The organism is Nocardioides oceani (assembly GCF_030412965.1).
Lineage (GTDB): Bacteria > Actinomycetota > Actinomycetes > Propionibacteriales > Nocardioidaceae > Nocardioides > Nocardioides oceani.
This window is the reverse complement of sequence record NZ_JAUHJQ010000001.1, coordinates 214743-233405: the sequence shown is the minus strand read 5'-3', so window position 1 is coordinate 233405 and position 18663 is coordinate 214743. Positions and strand designations below refer to the sequence as shown.

Sequence of the window (18663 nt, the reverse complement as noted above, 5' to 3'; positions counted from 1 at the left end):
GGGGCGGAGTCGCGTCGTCGTCAGTCACCGGCGCCCGAGCAGGAGCGGTCGGTCACATCCGGCGCAGGACCGCGGTCACCTTCCCGAGGATGGTCGCGTGGGTGCCGTCGATCGGCTCGTAGGCGGCGTTGTGGGGCAGCAGCCAGACCTTGCCGTCCTTGCGCTGGAAGGTCTTGACGGTGGCCTCGCCGTCGATCATCGCCGCGACGATCTCGCCGTTGTCGGCGGTCGGCTGCTGGCGGATGACGACGTAGTCGCCGTTGCAGATCGCCGCCTCGACCATCGAGTCGCCGGAGACCTCGAGCAGGAAGAGCTGGCCGTCGCCCACGAGCTGCTTGGGCAGCGGGAAGACGTCCTCCACGCGCTCCTCGGCCAGGATCGGCCCGCCCGCCGCGATCCGGCCCACCATCGGGACGTACTGCGCCTCCGGGAGCATGTCGCCCACGCCCGTCTCGTCCACCGAGCCGTCGTCCGCGCTCGACATCGCCCGGCGCGCGGCCATCACCTCGGGGAGGAAGACCTCCAGGGCGCGCGGGCGGTGCGGGTCGCGCTTGAGGAACCCCTTCTCCTCCAGGACCTTCAGCTGGTGGGCGACGCTGGAGGAGCTGGTCAGCCCGACCGCGTCGCCGATCTCGCGCATGCTGGGCGGGTAGCCACGCCCCTCGATGCTGTCGCGGATGTGGGCGAGGATCCGGGTCTGGCGCGGGGTCAGGCCGGTGACGTCGGGCGCGCCGTCGGGCATCTCGGTGACCTTGGGACCGGGGTTCTTCGCCATGAGAGAGGTGCCTTCCGGGGTAGCGCGGTGACGGGCGAGCGGCGGTGGGGGCTGCTGGCAGCACCGTAGAGCGTTCCGTGCCCGTGTTCAAACACCTGTTCGAAGGCGTGTCGCGATCTGTGGACGACCGCCTCCGACGGTCGGCCGAGGACCGTGGGCGGGGCGCTGGTTGGATCGGTCCATGGAGAACACCAGCTGTGTCGTCACCGGCGCGGCTCGCGGCATCGGCCGCGGGATCGCCGAGCTCATGGTCGCGCGGGGTCACCGGGTCGTGGTCACCGACGTCGACGGGGAGGGAGCGGCCCGCACGGCCCGCGAGATCGGCGCGGTCGAGGGGATCGCCCAGGACGTGCGCGACCCCGCCTCGCACGCGGACGCCGCCGAGGCGGCCGCGCGGCACGGCGAGCTCGTGGCCTGGTTCGCCAATGCCGGCGTGGGTGACGACGGCGTCCTGGCCGACCTCACCGACGAGCAGGTGCGCCGGCTCGTCGAGGTCAACCTGCTGGGCGCCGTGTGGAGCACCCGCGCGGCGCTGGCGGCCTTCGGGTCGCGCGGGGGCGACGTCGTGCTGACGGCCTCGCTGTCCGGCCTCGGTCCGGTGCCCGGCCTGTCGTTGTACGCCGCCACGAAGGCCGCGGTCGTCTCGCTCGCCGCCTCGGTGTCCCTCGAGGCGCCGCGCGGGGTGCGCGTGCACGCGCTGTGCCCCGACGGCGTCGACACCGCGATGGTCGCCGAGATGCGCCAGGACGGCCTGGCCAAGCGCCTGGTCACCTCCGGAGGCCGGATGCTGACCGTCGAGGAGACCGCCCGGGCCGCGGTCGACCTCGTGGGCTCGCGCCGGGTCGTGCGGACACTGCCCGGCTGGCGCGGCGCGGCGATGCGGGTCGGGCAGCTCGCGCCGTCGGTCTCCGGCCCGGCGCTGGCCGCCTTCGCGGCCCAGGGGCGTCGCCGGCTGCGCTGACCCGGGGGCGGGCGGCCGCGCCTCGGCGCCGTCGCGCGCGAGAAGCCTTCGAACATCCGTTCGCACAGATGCTTGATCTGTTCGAACATGTGCTCTACGGTCGTACACACGTTCGATCGAACGTCTGCTCGATGCCTGGTCGCCACCCACTGTCGGTGGTCGCGGTTAGACATCACCCAGACCGAGATCGACACGACCAGAGGCTGACCGCCGCTTCCCCAGGAGGTCCCGCAATGAGCACCATCACCGCCACCCGCGCCCCGTACGTCCGCACGCCCCAGCTCGCCGGCCGTCCCGCGACGGTGCGGCTGACCCGGCGCGGCCGGCTCGTGGTGTTCCTGCTGTCGCTGGCGTTCGTGCTCGGCGTGGGCCTGTTCATCGCGGCCGGCTCGGTCGCCACCGGGGAGGCCGGCACGCCCGAGCCCACCCGCGTGGTGATGGTCGGGACCGGCGACACCCTCTGGGGCATCGCCGCCGACCTCGCCGACGACGGCGACGTGCGCGGGATGATGGCCGAGATCGAGCGGCTCAACGCGCTCGACACGGCCGTGCTGGACGCCGGCCAGCGCCTCGTCGTCCCGGTGTCCTGACGACCGGAGAGCCACCACAGACGTCGCCAGCCGCTTCGACCCCGGCTGGCGAACCGGGGAAGACAGGGGCGGGGCCGTTCGCGGCCCCGCCCCTGCGGCTTGTCCGGGGGCACCCCTGTCCGGGCGGGACGGGTCCCGTGCTCGGGCCGTCAGCTTCATCAGGCCCCCGCTGAACCTCTTGGCGCCCGGCTGGAGCTCAGCCCGGGGACCGTCAGCTCCAGCGGGGCCCCGATGAAGCTCGCGGCTGCGGCGACCGACTCCACGCGATGCGAGCCCGTCCGGCCGGGGAGTGACCAGGAGGTCCGATCAGCGGGCGGCGCGCCGGCCGCCGGGAGTGGCGGGCCGGTCCGGGCGGTCGGGCTGGTCCTCGCGCGGCGGCGGGGGAGAGGTGATGCCGAGCGCGCGCAGCAGGCGGGCGACGAGCATCAGCCCGGCGAAGAGGCAGGCGACCGCACCGACCGAGGCGAGGCCGAGGAACCACCACGCTGCCGACTCGCCACCGCGCGCGGTCGCGCCGAAGTCGATGGCGGCGTACACGAGGTAGCCCCAGGCGACGACCAGCGCCGTGATGCCGAGGGCCAGCAGGGCCAGCCGCGGCTGGAACCCGGGCCGGCGCTTCGCGCCCCGCCTCGATCCCGCCCGCTTGCCCGCCGCCACGTCAGGCATTGTGGCTGATCGGGTGGCGGTCCGCGCGGCCGACCCGCACGGCGCGATCCGCCGCGCCGCGCCGGCGAGGAGTCCGGCGTGATCGTCGCGCGCCGGAACGGCCCGGAGGCTTTACGCTGTCACCCGTGCAAGGCGAAGTGGGGACCTCGTCGGTGCCGGGCGGGGGCCTCGGCGCGTCGACCGGACCCATGCCGATGCTGGACCCCTTCCTGCGCGACGCCCACGACGTCGACCAGGTCGTCCGGGCCGTCCTGGCCGTGGTGGCCGGTGGCCCGGCGGTCGTGCGGGCGGCGCTGGCGCTGAGCGAGGGCGGCGGCCGGCGGTTGCGGTTCGTCGACAGCGTGGCGGCCCTGGAGCAGGCGGACCTCGACTGGTGCCACGTCGACGCCTACGACGACGTGCCGCTGACGACGGTGGTGCGCACCGGCGAGGTGGTGAGCGGCGGGCTCGAGGAGTTCGGCGACCGCTACGCCACCTACCTGCAGCGCCAGCGCGACCGCGGGGTCGCGGCGCTGGCCGCGCTGCCGTTGCCGGGGACCGGCTCGCCGATCGGTGGTCTGCTGGTGTTCTTCGGCGACCGCTCCGCCCTCGACGAGCGCCGGCTCGCCACCTTGCACTCGATCGCGCGCCGCGCCTCGGACGCCGTACGTCGCGTGCGGCTCGTGTCCGGTCGGCAGGGATCCGACGCGGTCCCCGAGGAGCCGGCCGTGCCCGAGGGGGCGCTGACCGCCAGCGTGCTGCTGGAGAGCAGTCCGCGGGCGACCGGGGCCGCGCGGCGGTTCCTGCGCGAGCGGCTGCACGCGTGGGACGTCGAGGGCGAGGTGGTCGACGACGCGCAGCTGTGCCTCTCGGAGCTGGTCACCAACGCGGTCGTCCACGCCGGCACCGCCTCGGAGCTGCGGGTGGTCCTCGACGGCGGGGTGCTGACGGTGACCGTCCGCGACCTCGGTGGGCTCGGCAAGCCGAGCGCCGGCGAGCCGCACCCCTCCGAGGACCTCGACCCGCTCCGCGTCTACGGCCGCGGCCTGCAGCTGGTCGACGCGCTGTCGACCCGCTGGGGCTCGGAGCGCGACGCGACCGGGACGACCGTGTGGTTCGCCCTCGAGCTCGCCGAGGCCCCGACCACCGTCGCCTGAGCCGACCGCCTGGTCCCGGCCGAGGCTCCGCAGGTCACCCGCCCGCGGCGACCGCCTCGAGGTAGCGCACCCAGTCGCCGTGCTCGGAGATGTCGCGCCCGCTCGCCGCGGCGTCCGCGGCGCACCCGAAGCCGGTCACCCACGTCCCGTCCTCGAGCTCGACCCGGCCCAGTGCCATCGGCGCCGGCAGGGCGGAGAGGAAGTCGCCCAGCGCGGCGACCGGCAGCTGCCACAGCTCGCCGACCACCCCGACGCCGCCCGCTCCGGGGGCGGCGCGCACCAGTCCGGGCTTGGGCGGGACGGTGTCGAGGGCGAGGAGCCGGTACGCCGCGGACGTGCGCGCCGTGCCCGCCCAGCGCGCGCCGCGGGAGGTGAGCTCGTGCTCGAGCGGCTGGCCGCGCCGGTGGGCGCCGACGACGAGCAGCGGCACCGACGACGCACCCGCCATCACGGACCACGGCACCCCGGGGCGGGGCAGGGGAGCGGCGGCGCCGGGGGCGGCGACCGGCTCCGGCGCCAGGAGCACCAGCCGCGCCAGGTCCGCCGCGACGGCGTCGTGGAAGGGGCGCGCCAGGACGGTGACGCCGAGCTGCGCGGGCCCGGCCGGCCCCTCGTCGACGGTGCCGGCCGGCACGGCCACCGCGCAGAGGTCGAGCAGGTTGCAGAAGTTGGTCCAGGTTCCGAGCCAGGAGTTCACCCCGACCGGGTCGGCGGCGACGGCCTCCCGGGTCGGGTGGCCCGGTGCGGTCGGCACCAGCAGCGCGTCGTACCCCGCCATGGCCGAGGCGCACACCGCGCCGAGCTCCTCGAGCCGCGCCAGGTCCCGCACCATCGCGGAGCCGGTGAGCGAGCCCGCGCGGGCGATGATCGCGGCGACGGTGGGGTCCAGCCCGGCGTCGGGGTCGTCGCGGTGGGCGTCGACGAACGCGCCGACGGCGGCGTGCCGCTCGGCCACCAGCGCGCCGTCGTACAGCAGTCGGGCCGCCTCGAGGAACGGCGCGAACGAGATCGCCTCGACGGTGCACCCCGCAGCTCGGAGCCGCTCGACGGAGGCCGCGAAGCCCGCCGCCCAGGCCGGCGCGAGACCGAGGAGGTCGTCGGGCACCGCCACCCGCGCCCCCGGCGGCGCCGCCAGCGGCGCGTCGGCGGGCCACGGGCGGGTGCCGGGCCCGCCGGCCATGGCGCCCATCGCGGCCTCGGCCGTGTCGAGGTCGCGGGCGAAGACGGTCACCGCGTCCCAGGAGCGGCAGGCGGGCACGACGCCGGCGGTCGACACGACACCGAGGGTCGGCTTGATCCCGACGATCCCCTGGAAGGCAGCCGGGACCCGACCGGAGCCGGCGGTGTCGGTGCCGATCGCGACGTCGGCCAGCCCGAGCGCGACGGCGACCGCCGAGCCGGAGCTCGACCCGCCGGAGACGTACGCCGGCCGGCGGGCGTCCCGCACGCCGCCGTACGGGCTGCGCTGGCCGACCAGGCCGGTGGCGAACTGGTCGAGGTTGGCCACGCCCAGCACGCTCGCCCCGGTCGCGCGGAGCCGCGCGACGGCGGTCGCGTCGGCGGCGGCCGGCCCCGCGGCGTACGTCGGGCAGCCGGCGGTCGTGGGGATCCCGGCGACGTCGACGTTCCCCTTGACCGCGAGCAGGAGGCCGGCGAGCGGCCCGCCGGCGGCGAGCGCCGCGTCGTGCTCCGCCTGCACCTCGGCCTCCGGGCGCAGCGCGATCCACACCTCGGGCCGGTCGACCGCATCGATGCCGGCGTACGCCGCCCGCACCCGGCTCACGCGACCGGCTCCAGCACCACAAGGGCGTCGCCGGGGGCGACCTGCGTGCCGGGATTGGCGAGCACCTGCACGACGCGACCCGGACCGGGCGCGGACACGTGCGTCTCCATCTTCATCGCCTCCAGCGACACGAGCGTCTGTCCCTCCTCGACGACGTCGCCGGCGGTGACGTCGACCTTCCACACGTTCGCGACGAACGGCGCGTCGACCCGGGAGCCGCCGTCCGGCACCTCGACGTCGGCCGTCTCGGTGACGACCGCCGCCTCCGCGGCCTCGGCGCGGTCGAACTCGCCCGAGGCCTCCCACGCCGCGCGCTCGGCGCCGAACGCGACGGCCTGCTGCTCGCGGAAGGCCGCGATCGAGGTGGCCTCGCGGTCCAGGAACGCCTGGTAGTCGGCGAGCGAGAACGACCCGTCGGTGATGTCGACGCTGCCGCGGCCGGCAGCGAGGTCGGCGCGGAGGTCGAGCAGCTCCTCGGCCTCGACGGGGTACCAGCTGATCCGGTCGAAGAACCGCAGCAGCCACGGCGAGCCCGGCTCGAAGGCCGCGCTCGTGCGGTGCCGCGACCACACCTGCGTGGTGCGCCCGACGAACTGGTAGCCGCCAGGCCCCTCCATGCCGTAGATGCACAGGTAGGCGCCGCCGATGCCGACGGAGTTCTCGGCGGTCCAGGTGCGGGCGGGGTTGTACTTGGTGGTGACCAGCCGGCGCCGCGGGTCCAGCGGCGTGGCGACCGGGGCGCCGAGGTAGACGTCGCCGAGGCCCAGCACGAGGTACTCCGCGTCGAAGACCGTCCGGTGCACGTCGTCGACCGACGCCAGCCCGTTGACCCTCCGGATGAACTCCAGGTTCGACGGGCACCACGGCGCGTCGTCGCGGACGCCGGCGGTGTAGCGCGCGATCGCCTCCCGGCAGGCCGGGTCGTCCCAGCTCAGCGGCAGCCGGACGTGCCGCGAGGGCACGACCAGCTCCGAGACGGCCGGCAGCGACTCCTCCACCTCGGCGAGCAGGTCGAGCAGGACCGGCACCGGCAGCACGTCGGGGTCGACGTGGACCTGCAGCGAGCGGATGCCCGGGGTCAGGTCGACGACGCCGCGGACGCGCCGCTCGGCCAGCGCGGTGTGCAGCGCGTGCACCCGGGCCCGCAGCCCGAGGTCGAGCACCAGGTCGCCGTACTCCACGAGCACGTTGTCGTCGCCGCTGCGCCGGTAGGTCACCGGCACCTCGCCGTCGCGGCGGCGCAGCACGCCGTCGTCGCCGTCGCCGCCGGGGACGTACGCCGGCAGCGCGAGCGGCCGCGTGGACGGTGCCGCGTCGGCGCGGACCGGCACGAAGCGGACCGTGTCGCCGGGGCGCAGCTGGCCGAGCTTCCACCGGTCGGCGCGGACGACCGTGACCGGGCAGACGAAGCCGCCCAGGCTCGGGCCGTCGGGGCCGAGCAGGATCGGGGTGTCGCCGGTGAAGTCGAGCGCGCCGACGGAGTAGGCGTTGTCGTGGATGTTCGAGGGGTGCAGGCCGGCCTCGCCGCCGTCGCTCCGCGCCCAGGTGGGCTTGGGCCCCACCAGCCGCACGCCGGTGCGCGCGGAGTTGAAGTGGACCGCGTAGTCGGTCGCGAACAGCTGCTCCATGTCCTCGCGGGTGAAGAAGTCCGGCGCGCCGTGCGGCCCCTCGGTCACCGCGAGCTCCCAGTGGCTGTCGACCTGCGGACGCAGGGCGGGGTCCACCGGGCCGGTGCCGGCGCCCGGTGCCGGTGCCGGTCCGGTGCGCAGGACGTCGCCGGGCCGCAGCGCGCGGCCGCCGTGGCCGCCGAACTGGCCGAGGGTGAACGTCGCCGCGCTGCCGAGGTACGCCGGCACGTCGAGGCCGCCGGCGAGGGCGACGTACGTCCGCATCCCGGCGGTGGCGTCGCCGACGTCGAGCGTGCCGCCGGCGGGCACCTCGACCGGCTCCCACATCGGCACCGGCGTGCCGTCGACGGTGACGACCGCGGGGGCGCCGGTGACGCAGACCCGCGTCGCGTGGGTGAACCGCAGCGCGGGGCCGGTGGCGGTGCTCTCCAGTCCGGCGGCGTTCCCGTCGTTGCCGAGCGCGAGGTTGGCCAGCCGCAGCGAGCGGCCGTCCATCGCGCCGCTCGGCGGGACGCCGACCTGCCAGAGGCCGAGACGGCCGGTGACGTCCTGGACGGTCGTCATCAGGCCGGGTCGGTCCACGGTGATCCGCGGCTCGGGGTCGCCGGCGCCGTCGAGGGTGCGGGTGGAGTGGGTGGCCGCGGCGAAGCCGGGCAGCGCGAGGACCGCGCGGAGCATGCCGAGGTTGACCTCGATGCCGTCCATCCGGGTGCGGTCCAGCGCGGCGGCGAGGGTGGCGACGGCCTCCTCGCGGGTGGCGCCGGTGCCGATCACCTTGGCCAGCAGGGGGTCGTAGGCGGTGGTCACGTCGGTGCCGGTCTCGACCCAGCCGTCGACGCGGACGCCCGGGCCCTCGGGCAGGTCGACGCCGGTGAGCAGCCCGGCGCTGGGCCGGAAGTCGAGCGCCGGGTCCTCGGCGTACACCCGGGCCTCCACCGCGTGGCCGGTCACCGGGACGGCCCCGGTCCTGGCGTCGCCGAGCACCTCGTCGAGGCCGGCGGTGTCCCCGTCGGTCAGCCGCAGCATCCAGCCGACCAGGTCGACGCCGGTGACCTGCTCGGTGACCGGGTGCTCGACCTGCAGCCGCGCGTTGACCTCGAGGAAGGATGCCTCCTCGCGCTCGGCGTCGTAGACGAACTCCACCGTGCCGGCCGAGCGGTAGTCGAGCGAGGCGGCGAGGTCGCGCGCGGAGGCGTGCAGCCGCTCGCGGACGACGTCGGGCAGCGCCGGGGCGGGCGCCTCCTCGACGACCTTCTGGTTGCGCCGCTGCAGCGAGCAGTCGCGGTCGCCGAGGGAGACCACGCGGCCCGCGCCGTCGCCGAACACCTGGACCTCCACATGGCGGGCGTGCTCGACGTACCGCTCGGCGAAGACGCCGGTCGACCCGAAGCTCGCCCCCGCCAGCCGGCTCACCGAGGCATAGCCGGCGCGGAGCTCGTCGGGGGTGCGGCACACGGTCATGCCGATCCCGCCACCACCGCCGGTCGCCTTGAGCATCACCGGGTAGCCGATCGCCTCGACCTGCGCCACGGCGTCCTCGGCGTCGGCGAGCAGGCCGGTACCCGGGAAGACGGGTACGCCGGCGGCGGTCGCGGCCTCGCGGGCGGTGTGCTTGGCGCCGAAGACGCGCAGCTGGTGCGGCGTCGGGCCGACGAAGGCGATCCCCGCGGCCTCGACCCGCTCGGCGAAGGTCGCGTCCTCCGAGAGGAACCCGTAACCGGGGTGGATCGCGGTCGTCCCGGTCTCGGCGGCGGCGCGCAGCACCGCGTCGACGTCGAGGTAGCTCTCCCGCGGGGCCGTCGGCCCGAGGTGCACCGAGGTGTCGGCGAGGTGGACGTGCGCGGCCCCGCGGTCGGCGTCGGAGAAGACCGCGACCGTGCGCCAGCCCAGCTCGCGGGCGGTCCGCAGGACGCGGCAGGCGATCTCGCCGCGGTTGGCGACCAGCAGCGTGCCGCTCATGCCGGGTCCGTCACGATCATCTCGGCGCGGCTGGGGTCGAAGCCGTTGCACGGGTTGTTGACCTGGGGGCAGTTGGAGACGACGACGAGCACGTCCTTCTCGGCGCGCAGGCTCAGCGAGAGCCCCGGCGCGGAGATGCCGTCGACGATGCCGAGCGCGCCGTCGGGGTCGACCGGCACGTTCATGTACCAGTTGACGTTCGCGACGTGGTCGCGCTTGCCCAGCCCGTAGCGCGACAGCTCGCGCATGAAGTTCTCCACGCACGCGTGCTGGCCCCACGTGTGGTGGCCGTAGCGCAGGGTGTTCGACTCCTTCGAGCAGGCGCCGCCGAGCGTGTCGTGCCGGCCGACCTCGTCGGCGACGACGGTCAGCAGCGGGGCGGACTCGTTGTCGCGCAGCACACTTCCGGTGGTGAGGAAGACCGAGTCCTGCGCCTGCAGGGTCGCCTGCGCGCTGTAGGCCCGCGAGGTGTCGTGGGCGTCGTAGGCCAGGAAGTCGACGGCCTGGTTGCCGTCGAGGTCGACGATGGTCAGCACCTGGCCCCGGGTCAGGGTCCGCGACCACGGCGCACGCGGTGCCACGGTCTCGCGGTGGACCTCGCGGACGCCGGTCGCGAGCGTCGTCTCGGTGGTGGTCACAGTCCCAGCCCCTTCCGGAGGTCGGCGGTGTTCTCGAAGGCGCGGCGCCCCTCGGGCGTCGCGTCCCACAGCGGGTCGTCGGGGGCCGTCGGCTGCCCGCGCCAGGCGAGGACCTCCAGCGGACCGACGGTGTACGCCGCCCGGGGGTCCAGCGGGTGCGCCGCGTTGGCCAGCAGCAGCACGACCGGGAGCTCGGTCCGCAGGGTGACGCTCCGGCCGGGGCCGGCCGAGCCCTGCCAGGCCGGACGGCCGCCGTCGTCGATCCGGACGCCCTGGAAGAACGAGACCGACGGCGGGACGTCGCGGCGGCCCAGCCCGTGCTTGACCGCGCCGAGGACGAACAGCTCGCGGCCCGCGGGAGAGGGGCCCTCGGGCGACCCGTCGCCGTACCGCTCCTCGTTGCGCGCCTGCGTCGAGGCGCCGTACACCGCGTCGTGGTGGCCCGAGGTGTCCTCGAGGACCGTGGCCAGGACGCGGCCCTGGTCGCTGAGCAGCAGCTGGCCGGCCGCGGAGTAGACCTGCCACTGCACCTTGACGGTGTCGGCGACGTTGAGTCGCTCCCACGGCATGCCGGCGTGGTGGAGCAGCAGGCCGGCGCACGCGTCGCCCGTCGTGTCGGTGAGCCGGACGGTCGTGCCGGCGGCCAGCACGCGGTGGCCGTAGCCACCGCCCGCGACGGTCTCGGCCCAGACGACGTCGTCGGCGGCGACGCCCGCGGGCAGGCCGCCGGGGAGCCCGGCGGCTCCGGCGGCCGGGACGGTCGGCATCGTGTCGGCGACCGTCCCCTCCTGCGCGCGGGCGTGGTCGCGGGCCCCGGCGGTCGTGGCGGTGCTGCTCATGGCGCTCCTTCGTCGACTTTCGGTTGAACAACAGAAAGTCAACGGGCGCCGCGCGACCGGCCCGTTCCGGAACGGTTAAGTCCGTGTAACCGCTGCCCGGGAGGCCGGCTGCTAGGTTCCCCGCCATGGCCAGCCGCGGCATCGGACGACCCCGCAGCCGCGCGTCCACGTCGGGTCTCTCCACCGAGGAGGACATCCTCCGCGCGGCCGCCACGCTGTTCTGCGAGGTGGGCTACGGGTCGACGAGCACGTACGCGATCGCCGAGTCCGCCGGCATCTCGCAGGCGAGCATGTACCACTACTTCGGCGGCAAGCACGCGATCCTCCTCGCCCTCCTGCTGCGCACCGTCGAGCCGTCGGTGGCTGTCGCCACCGCACTGCTCGACCGCGGGGAGCCGGCCGAGGCGCGGCTGTGGGCGCTGTGCTCCTACGACGTGCGGCTGCTGGTCTCGGGGGAGCAGAACACCGGCTCGCTCTACCTGCTGCCCGAGCTCTCCGACGAGCGGTTCGCGGAGTTCCACGTCGAGCGGCAGCGGCTGGCCGACGTGTACGCGGGGCTGGTGGCGGCGGTGGGGGCCCGGGTCGCGGGCGGCGCGGCCGCCGAGGCGTCCTGGCTGGTGTTCGGCCTGGTCGAGTCGGTCATCCTCCGGCGGCGTACCGGCTCGGTCGGTGGGGACGTCGCCGGCCAGATCGCCGACGCGGCCCTCCGCGTGCTCGGCGTCCCCGAGGACCGGATCGCCGCCGCCCGTGCCGACGGCGAGGCGCTCCTCCACTCGCTCTGACCCGGACCCGGCGCCCACCCGCGATTTACACAGATGTGAGGTTCCGGGGCGGCTCGGCGAAACACGGCGCCGTCTCAATGGTGAGCAGTACCTGTCGGTCGATCGAAAGTCGGTCGGGTCGCCGGCAGCCACCAGCCAGGAGTCCTCCATGATCATCACCGGAGTCGCGCTCACCGTCGTGCTCGTGCTGGCCGTCGGCATCGCCGTGGCCCGCAAGGTCGACGGCGACAGCGCCAACTACCTCGTCGCCGGCCGCTCGCTCGGCGTACCCCTCGTCGCCGTCGCGCTCACCACCGCCGCGGTCGACAGCAACGCGACCGTCGGCAACACCGACCTCAGCTCGGCGTACGGGTTCTGGGCCGGCGCCTCGCTGGCCCTCGGCCTCGCGATCTGCCTGGCGCTGGCGGGACTGTTCCTCGCCAAGCCGATGAACCGGATGGGGCTCTACACCCTCGGCGACTTCTTCGCCCGCCGCTACGACCGCCGGGTGGAGGTGGCGGCGTCGCTGCTGATGATCTTCGCCTTCACCATCCTGCTGGCCGGCAACCTGGTGGCGATGGGCTTCCTGGTGGAGTACTTCACGCCGCTGGGCTACGAGCTCGGAGTCGTCCTCGCGGTCCTGCTCGTGCTGACGTACACGATCGGCGGCGGCCTGTTCTCCGACGCCTACACCGCCGTCATCCAGGCCGTGATCACCATCGTGGCGACGGTCGCGCTGTTCTGGTGGGTCGCGGTCGAGTACGGCCTGTCGGTGCCGAGCGGCATGGGCCCCCTCGACCTCGGCCAGCTCACCGACACCTCGCAGGGCGCGGCGGTCAACTGGGCCACGCTGGTCTCGCTGGGCATCGGCGACCTGGTCGCCATCGACTTCATGCAGCGGATCTTCGCCGCACGTACCCCCGAGATCGCCCGGCGCTCCTGCTACGTCGGCGCCGCGATCACCGCCGCCATCGGCGTCGTGTGGTCGCTCATCGCGCTCAGCGCCACCGACGTGCTCGGCCTCAGCCTCGACGACGGCCCGGTGATGTACCAGCTGCTCGACGGCCCCGCCCCGGCGCTGCTCGCCGTGCTCTCGCTCTCCGGCATCGTCGCGGCGTCGTTCTCCACCGCCTCCGGCGCGATCCTGGCGACCTCGGCGGTCGCGGTCCGCAACATCCTCGGCGTACGTCGCGTGGTCGCCGAGGGCCAGGCCGACCCGCTCCTGCGCAACACCCGGATCGCGATGGTCCCGGTGGTCGTGCTCGGGGTGTACCTCGCGATCCGCGTCAGCCAGACCGGCATCCTGCTCACCCTGGCCTTCGACCTGATGCTGGCCTGCCTCATCGCGCCGTTCATCCTCGGCCTGTTCTGGCGGGGCTCGACGTCGGTCGCGGCGCTCGTCGGCTGCGCCGTCGGCCTGGTCGTGCGGGTGGTCCTGCTCGCGCTGACCCCGACGCTGTACGGCGTCCCGAACGACCTGCTCCACGTCGACAACGACCTCGTGGGTGCCGGGTTCGACGGCTGGGCGACCTTCGTGGCGTTCGCGGCCGGCGCCGGTGCGTTCGTGGTCACCGCGCTGGCCACCCGCTCGCACGACTCCGAGGAGACCGCCCTGCGGCACGCCGACCGGTTCGCCGAGGAGGGCGCGCCGGAGCCCGTCGCCTGACCGGCCGATCCTCTCCCGCGCCCGTGTGGCCGGTGGCCCGAGAGGTCACCGGCCGCGCGTGGTGATGGTCCTCCCGCCGATCGTGGCGCCCGAACCGGTCGTGGTGTTCTGCGGGCTCGCGGGCGCGGCGAGCACCAAGCACCGCGACCACTACTACGAGGGGCCGGGCAACAGCTTCTGGTCCTCGCTGCACCTCGCCGGCTTCACCGCCCGCGAGCTGGAACCGCACGAGGACCGCCTCCTCGCCGAGCCGGTCGACGGGACCGCGCTCGGCCTCACCGACCTGGTGGGGCACTGGGATCCGCGCTGGGTCGAGATCGACCGGCTCGTCGAGCAGGTGGAGGCGTGGGAGCCGGAGTGGCTGGCGATCACCGGCAAGGGCGCCGCCCACGAGGCGGCCAAGGCCCTCGGCCGCCGCGGCAGGCCGCACCTGGGCGTGCAGGACTGGTACGTCGGACCCGCCCAGGTCTTCGTGCTCCCCGGCCCGTCGGGCGCCAACCAGCGTCGCGACTACGACGGCCGCCCCAACCGGCTCTCCTGGTGGCGCGACCTCGCGACGATCTGCGGCGTCGCGCCCGGCTGACGCCCGCCGAGGCGCCGGAGGCGCACCATGGCCCCATGACCCGACGCCTCCTGACCGCCACCGCCCTCGTCCTCCTCGGCACGGGCCTGCCCGGGTCTGCCGTGCTCGCCGCCCCGGAGGAGCCGCCCGGCGAGCCGGCGGCCGAGCGGGCGGTGACGGTCCGCGGCGACTGCACCCCGACCGGCCGGGTGGTGCTGCGGCAGGTGGGCGACGGCACCACCACGACCGTCACCGTGAAGGGCCGCGGGGTCCCCGACGGCCGCTGGCGAGGCGAGCACCTGCTCGAGGTCGGCGTCGACGACACCCAGGACACCCGGCTGTCCGTGCGGGTCCGGGAGCACGCGTTCACCCGCATCTTCGAGGTCGACGGCGCCGCGGTCGGGGGAGTGCTCCGCCTGGTCGACCCGGCCGGCGTGGTGTGCCACGCGGCGTACTCCGAGGCGGGCTCGATGGTCGTCGTCGCCGACGACCGGCTCAGCGGGGTCGTGCGGCGGTCGGGCCCGCGGCGGACCGTCGTCCGCGCCGAGGTGGCGTGCGGCGGACGGCAGCGGTGGTCGCTGGAGATGTCCTGGAGCGACGAGGGGAGCGGCACCGGGTTCGGCGCGCCGCCGCAGCGGTGCCGCGACGGCCGCGTCGTGCTGCGGGAGGCCGTCCTCGACCCCGACGCGACCCTGCCGACGGCCGTCGAGGTGAGCGCACGGAGGGCCGGCGGCCGCCTCCTCCGGCTGCGGTACGCCGCCTCCTCGGCCGCCCCGCTCGACGTCCCTACCCGGCGCTGACCTGCGGGTTTGCGGAGGGCCCCGACTGGTGGTCCGGACCAGCCCCCGCGGCATCGCGACGAGACACGCCGATCAGGTTGCGCGTCGTCCGACCCCGGCGTACGGTTCCACCACATCTAGTACTTACACGGATGTAGTTATCCACATCTAGTGCACAGCGCCAGGGTGGAAGCCACACAGAAAGCCCGTTGTTCTACACAGGGACGGGCCCGATATCCCCAGACGATCCACAGGTACCGACGCCCTCACGAGCCTGTCACAGGCGCGCCCGGAAGGAGGCCCCGAGATGCACTGCCCGTACTGCCGCGGCACCGACACCCGGGTCCTCGACTCGCGTGTCGCCGACGACGGCGGCTCGATCCGCCGGCGGCGTACCTGCTCCTCGTGCTCGAAGCGGTTCACCACCATCGAGCAGATGCAGCTGACCGTGCTCAAGCGCAGCGGCGCGACCGAGCCGTTCACCCGCGAGAAGGCCGTCGCCGGCGTCCGGAAGGCCTGCAAGGGCCGCCCGGTCACCGAGGACCAGCTCGCCTGCCTCGGCCAGGCGGTCGAGGACGCCCTGCGCCTCTCGGGCGCCGCGGAGATCCCGGCCCACGAGGTCGGCCTGGCCATCCTCGGCCCGCTCCGCGAGCTCGACGAGGTCGCCTACCTGCGGTTCGCCAGCGTCTACCGCGCCTTCGAGAGCGCGGACGACTTCGAGGACGAGATCGCCAAGCTCCGTGCGGACCGCCCCGCGGTCCACGCCGAGCCCCAGCCCACGGGCTGACCACAGACCGCCCGGCACGTAGTGGGGAAGCTGCGTGCCGGGCGCACCAATCCTTCCCCCGCAGGACTGTCGGTGGCACCCGCCACCATGGACGTGGAGCCACCGACGGACCGCTGAGCCCGACCCGGGACAGCTCAGCACCACTCAGCACACAGCCGACACGAAGCAGCACGGGACAAGGGAGACGGCATGACGGAGACGGTGAGCGGCGCGGCGACCAGCGGCGCAGCGGCAGCAGGCAAGCGCCTCACGATCGAGCGGGTGTTCAGCACCGACGGCGTGCACCCCTACGACGAGATCACCTGGGAGCGTCGCGACGTCGTCCAGACGAACTGGAAGACCGGCGAGTCGGTCTTCGAGCAGCGCGGCGTGGAGTTCCCGGACTTCTGGTCGGTCAACGCCTCGACCATCGTCACCACCAAGTACTTCCGCGGCGCCGTCGGCACCGACGCCCGCGAGACGAGCCTCAAGCAGCTTGTCGACCGCGTGGTGAAGACCTACACCAAGGCCGGCCGCGAGCACGGCTACTTCGCCACCGAGGGCGACGCCGAGGTCTTCGAGCACGAGCTCACCTGGCTCCTGGTCCACCAGTACTTCTCGTTCAACAGCCCCGTCTGGTTCAACGTCGGCACCCCGTCGCCGCAGCAGGTCTCCGCCTGCTTCATCCTCTCCGTCGACGACTCGATGGACTCGATCCTCAACTGGTACAAGGAGGAGGGCTTCATCTTCAAGGGCGGCTCCGGCGCCGGCCTGAACCTCTCCCGCATCCGCTCCTCCAAGGAGCTGCTCTCCTCCGGCGGTACCGCCTCGGGCCCCGTCTCCTTCATGCGCGGTGCCGACGCCTCCGCGGGCACCATCAAGTCCGGTGGCGCCACGCGCCGCGCGGCGAAGATGGTCGTCCTCGACGTCGACCACCCCGACATCGAGGAGTTCGTGCAGACCAAGGCGCGCGAGGAGGACAAGATCCGCGCCCTGCGCGACGCCGGCTTCGACATGGACCTCGGCGGCGCCGACATCACCTCGGTGCAGTACCAGAACGCCAACAACTCCGTCCGCGTCTCCGACGAGTTCATGCGTGCGGTCGAGGACGGCACCGAGTTCGGCCTGCGCGCCCGGATGACCGGCGAGGTCATCGAGAAGGTCGACGCCCGCGACCTGTTCCGCAAGATCGCGACCGCTGCCTGGGAGTGCGCCGACCCGGGCCTGCAGTACGACGACACGATCAACGACTGGCACACCAACCCCGAGACCGGCCGGATCACCGCGTCCAACCCGTGCTCGGAGTACATGTCGCTCGACAACTCCTCGTGCAACCTGGCGTCGCTGAACCTGCTGAAGTTCCTCAAGGACGACGACACCTTCGACGGCGAGCTGTTCGCGAAGGCCGTGGAGTTCATCATCACCGCGATGGACATCTCCATCTGCTTCGCCGACTTCCCGACCGAGGCGATCGGCCAGACCACCGTCGACTACCGCCAGCTCGGCATCGGCTACGCCAACCTCGGCGCGCTGCTGATGGCGATGGGCCTCGGCTACGACTCCGAGGGTGGCCGCTCGATGGCCGCGACCATCACCTCGCTGATGACCGGCACCTCCTACAAGCGCTCCGCCGAGCTCGCCGGGATCGTCGGCCCGTACAACGGCTACGCCCGCAACGCAGAGGCGCACAAGCGCGTCATGCGCAAGCACCAGGCGGCCAACGACGCGGTCCGCACGGTCCACATCGCCGACGCCCAGGTCCACAAGCTCGCCACCAAGGCGTGGGCCGACGTCATCGCCCTCGGCGAGACCAACGGCTTCCGCAACGCCCAGGCCTCGGTGCTCGCGCCCACCGGCACCATCGGCTTCATGATGGACTGCGACACCACCGGCATCGAGCCCGACTTCTCCCTGGTGAAGTTCAAGAAGCTCGTCGGCGGCGGCTCGATGCAGATCGTCAACCAGACGATCCCGCGGGCGCTGAAGAAGCTCGGCTACCAGCCCGAGCAGGTCGAGGCGATCGTCGCCTACATCGGCGAGCACGGCCACGTCATCGACGCGCCGGGCCTGAAGACCGAGCACTACGAGGTCTTCGACACCGCCATGGGCGCCCGCGCGCTCAAGCCGATGGGCCACGTGCGGATGATGGCCGCGGCCCAGCCGTTCCTCTCCGGCGCCATCTCCAAGACAGTCAACCTGCCGGAGACGGCCACGGTCGAGGAGATCGAGGAGGTCTACCTCCAGTCGTGGAAGCTCGGCCTGAAGGCGACCGCGATCTACCGCGACAACTGCAAGGTCGGCCAGCCGCTGGCCGACGGCGGCGGCAAGGCCAAGAAGGACGCCGCCGACGCGGCGGCCGCCACCGAGGCCGCGGCGACCAAGGTCGTGGAGAAGGTCGTCTACGCCCCGACCCGCAAGCGCCTGCCGAAGTCCCGCGTCTCGCGGACCACGTCCTTCACCGTGGGTGGCGCCGAGGGCTACATGACCTCCGGTGCGCACGACGACGGCGAGCTCGGCGAGATCTTCCTCAAGCTCGGCAAGCAGGGCTCAACCCTGGCCGGCGTGATGGACGCCTTCTCGATCGCGGTCTCGATCGGCCTGCAGTACGGCGTCCCGCTGGAGACCTACGTCTCGAAGTTCACCAACCTGCGCTTCGAGCCGGCCGGCCTCACCGACGACGCGGACGTCCGGATGGCGCAGTCGATCATGGACTACATCTTCCGCCGCCTCGCGCTGGACTACCTGTCCTTCGACCAGCGCTCCGCCCTCGGCATCTACTCCGCCGAAGAGCGCCAGCGCCACCTCGAGACCGGCTCGTATGAGCCGGTGGAGGAGACCGGCGGCGCCGCCGAGCTGCTGGTTGAGCAGCGAGACAGCGCCGAAGGCGCTGGCGAGCGTGTCGAAACCCCCGCAGCCCACGAGGCGACGGTGATCGACGTCGAGACCAAGGACACCCACGGCGCCGAGGCCCGCGAGGTCCCGGCCAAGCCCGCCACGGAGGCCCACACCACCGCCGAGCTCCTGGAGAAGATCAGCGGCACCGCCATCGACTCCCCGCTCTGCTTCACCTGCGGCACCAAGATGCGCCCCGCCGGCTCCTGCTACGTCTGCGAGGGCTGCGGCAGCACCTCCGGCTGCAGCTGACAGCTGGCCG

At 73.9% G+C, this 18663-nt stretch carries 15 protein-coding genes; 9 read left to right on the top strand and 6 right to left on the bottom strand.

Translation table 11 applies throughout. The annotated features are described in order from the left end of the window. Window positions 1–52: 52 nt before the first annotated feature. Window positions 53–775, bottom strand: a complete 723-nt coding sequence (lexA, locus tag QWY28_RS01150; RefSeq protein ID WP_300950467.1) for a transcriptional repressor LexA — start codon at window positions 773–775, stop codon at window positions 53–55. Window positions 776–956: 181 nt separating this feature from the next. Between lexA and QWY28_RS01145 the strand changes: the two genes are divergently transcribed. Both QWY28_RS01145 and QWY28_RS01140 read left to right on the top strand, forming a co-directional pair. Beyond that, window positions 957–1736, top strand: coding sequence for an SDR family oxidoreductase (locus QWY28_RS01145; RefSeq protein ID WP_300950466.1), 780 nt, complete (start codon window positions 957–959; stop codon window positions 1734–1736). A 233-nt stretch (window positions 1737–1969) separates the two neighbouring features. Beyond that, window positions 1970–2326 carry a LysM peptidoglycan-binding domain-containing protein gene (locus tag QWY28_RS01140; protein WP_300950465.1) on the top strand — a complete coding sequence of 119 codons (357 nt, stop codon included), beginning with the start codon at window positions 1970–1972 and terminating at the stop codon, window positions 2324–2326. A 306-nt stretch (window positions 2327–2632) separates the two neighbouring features. Here QWY28_RS01140 and QWY28_RS01135 read toward each other — a convergent pair whose 3' ends face one another. Continuing rightward, on the bottom strand, window positions 2633–2983 hold the full coding sequence (locus tag QWY28_RS01135; protein WP_300950464.1) for a hypothetical protein: 351 nt from the start codon (window positions 2981–2983) through the stop codon (window positions 2633–2635). Window positions 2984–3117: 134 nt separating this feature from the next. Here QWY28_RS01135 and QWY28_RS01130 point away from each other — a divergent pair, with 134 nt between their 5' ends. Beyond that, complete coding sequence (locus QWY28_RS01130; RefSeq protein WP_300950463.1) at window positions 3118–4128, top strand: ATP-binding protein; 1011 nt, start codon at window positions 3118–3120, stop codon at window positions 4126–4128. A 34-nt stretch (window positions 4129–4162) separates the two neighbouring features. Here QWY28_RS01130 and atzF read toward each other — a convergent pair whose 3' ends face one another. From atzF to QWY28_RS01110, 4 genes are read right to left on the bottom strand one after another with little or no spacing between them, the layout of a single operon-like run. After that, window positions 4163–5911, bottom strand: coding sequence for an allophanate hydrolase (atzF, locus tag QWY28_RS01125; RefSeq protein WP_300950462.1), 1749 nt, complete (start codon window positions 5909–5911; stop codon window positions 4163–4165). Next, window positions 5908–9498, bottom strand: a complete 3591-nt coding sequence (uca, locus tag QWY28_RS01120; protein WP_300950461.1) for an urea carboxylase — start codon at window positions 9496–9498, stop codon at window positions 5908–5910. The genes atzF and uca overlap by 4 nt, the downstream gene beginning before the upstream one ends. Continuing rightward, window positions 9495–10136, bottom strand: coding sequence for an urea amidolyase associated protein UAAP2 (locus QWY28_RS01115; protein ID WP_300950460.1), 642 nt, complete (start codon window positions 10134–10136; stop codon window positions 9495–9497). Before QWY28_RS01115 ends, uca begins: the two co-directional genes overlap by 4 nt. After that, window positions 10133–10975, bottom strand: coding sequence for an urea amidolyase associated protein UAAP1 (locus QWY28_RS01110; protein ID WP_300950459.1), 843 nt, complete (start codon window positions 10973–10975; stop codon window positions 10133–10135). Before QWY28_RS01110 ends, QWY28_RS01115 begins: the two co-directional genes overlap by 4 nt. Before the next feature lie 125 nt (window positions 10976–11100). Here QWY28_RS01110 and QWY28_RS01105 point away from each other — a divergent pair, with 125 nt between their 5' ends. From QWY28_RS01105 to QWY28_RS01080, 6 genes are all read left to right on the top strand, one after another. After that, the gene (locus tag QWY28_RS01105) at window positions 11101–11757 is read left to right on the top strand and encodes a TetR/AcrR family transcriptional regulator (RefSeq protein WP_300950458.1); all 657 of its coding nucleotides are present in this window, start codon (window positions 11101–11103) and stop codon (window positions 11755–11757) included. Between the two features lie 148 nt (window positions 11758–11905). After that, the gene (locus QWY28_RS01100; protein WP_300950457.1) at window positions 11906–13402 is read left to right on the top strand and encodes a high affinity choline transporter 1; all 1497 of its coding nucleotides are present in this window, start codon (window positions 11906–11908) and stop codon (window positions 13400–13402) included. A gap of 64 nt (window positions 13403–13466) precedes the next feature. Then, window positions 13467–13985 (top strand): mismatch-specific DNA-glycosylase, encoded by a 519-nt coding sequence (locus QWY28_RS01095; RefSeq protein ID WP_300951286.1) that lies wholly within the window; start codon window positions 13467–13469, stop codon window positions 13983–13985. Window positions 13986–14020: 35 nt separating this feature from the next. Then, window positions 14021–14764, top strand: coding sequence for a hypothetical protein (locus QWY28_RS01090; RefSeq protein ID WP_300950456.1), 744 nt, complete (start codon window positions 14021–14023; stop codon window positions 14762–14764). Between the two features lie 286 nt (window positions 14765–15050). Continuing rightward, on the top strand, window positions 15051–15530 hold the full coding sequence (gene nrdR / locus QWY28_RS01085) for a transcriptional regulator NrdR (protein ID WP_300950455.1): 480 nt from the start codon (window positions 15051–15053) through the stop codon (window positions 15528–15530). A gap of 189 nt (window positions 15531–15719) precedes the next feature. Next, window positions 15720–18653, top strand: coding sequence for a vitamin B12-dependent ribonucleotide reductase (locus QWY28_RS01080; protein ID WP_300950454.1), 2934 nt, complete (start codon window positions 15720–15722; stop codon window positions 18651–18653). Window positions 18654–18663: the final 10 nt, after the last annotated feature.

Bases quoted from the DNA above. Each gene is read 5' to 3' on its own strand.
- uca (WP_300950461.1), bottom strand. From the start codon at position 9,498: ATGAGCGGCACGCTGCTGGTCGCCAACCGCGGCGAGATCGCCTGCCGC.
- QWY28_RS01145 (WP_300950466.1), top strand. From the start codon at position 957: ATGGAGAACACCAGCTGTGTCGTCACCGGCGCGGCTCGCGGCATCGGC.
- QWY28_RS01090 (WP_300950456.1), top strand. From the start codon at position 14,021: ATGACCCGACGCCTCCTGACCGCCACCGCCCTCGTCCTCCTCGGCACG.
- QWY28_RS01105 (WP_300950458.1), top strand. From the start codon at position 11,101: ATGGCCAGCCGCGGCATCGGACGACCCCGCAGCCGCGCGTCCACGTCG.
- lexA (WP_300950467.1), bottom strand. From the start codon at position 775: ATGGCGAAGAACCCCGGTCCCAAGGTCACCGAGATGCCCGACGGCGCG.
- QWY28_RS01110 (WP_300950459.1), bottom strand. From the start codon at position 10,975: ATGAGCAGCACCGCCACGACCGCCGGGGCCCGCGACCACGCCCGCGCG.
- QWY28_RS01095 (WP_300951286.1), top strand. From the start codon at position 13,467: ATGGTCCTCCCGCCGATCGTGGCGCCCGAACCGGTCGTGGTGTTCTGC.
- QWY28_RS01080 (WP_300950454.1), top strand. From the start codon at position 15,720: ATGACGGAGACGGTGAGCGGCGCGGCGACCAGCGGCGCAGCGGCAGCA.
- QWY28_RS01100 (WP_300950457.1), top strand. From the start codon at position 11,906: ATGATCATCACCGGAGTCGCGCTCACCGTCGTGCTCGTGCTGGCCGTC.
- nrdR (WP_300950455.1), top strand. From the start codon at position 15,051: ATGCACTGCCCGTACTGCCGCGGCACCGACACCCGGGTCCTCGACTCG.
- QWY28_RS01140 (WP_300950465.1), top strand. From the start codon at position 1,970: ATGAGCACCATCACCGCCACCCGCGCCCCGTACGTCCGCACGCCCCAG.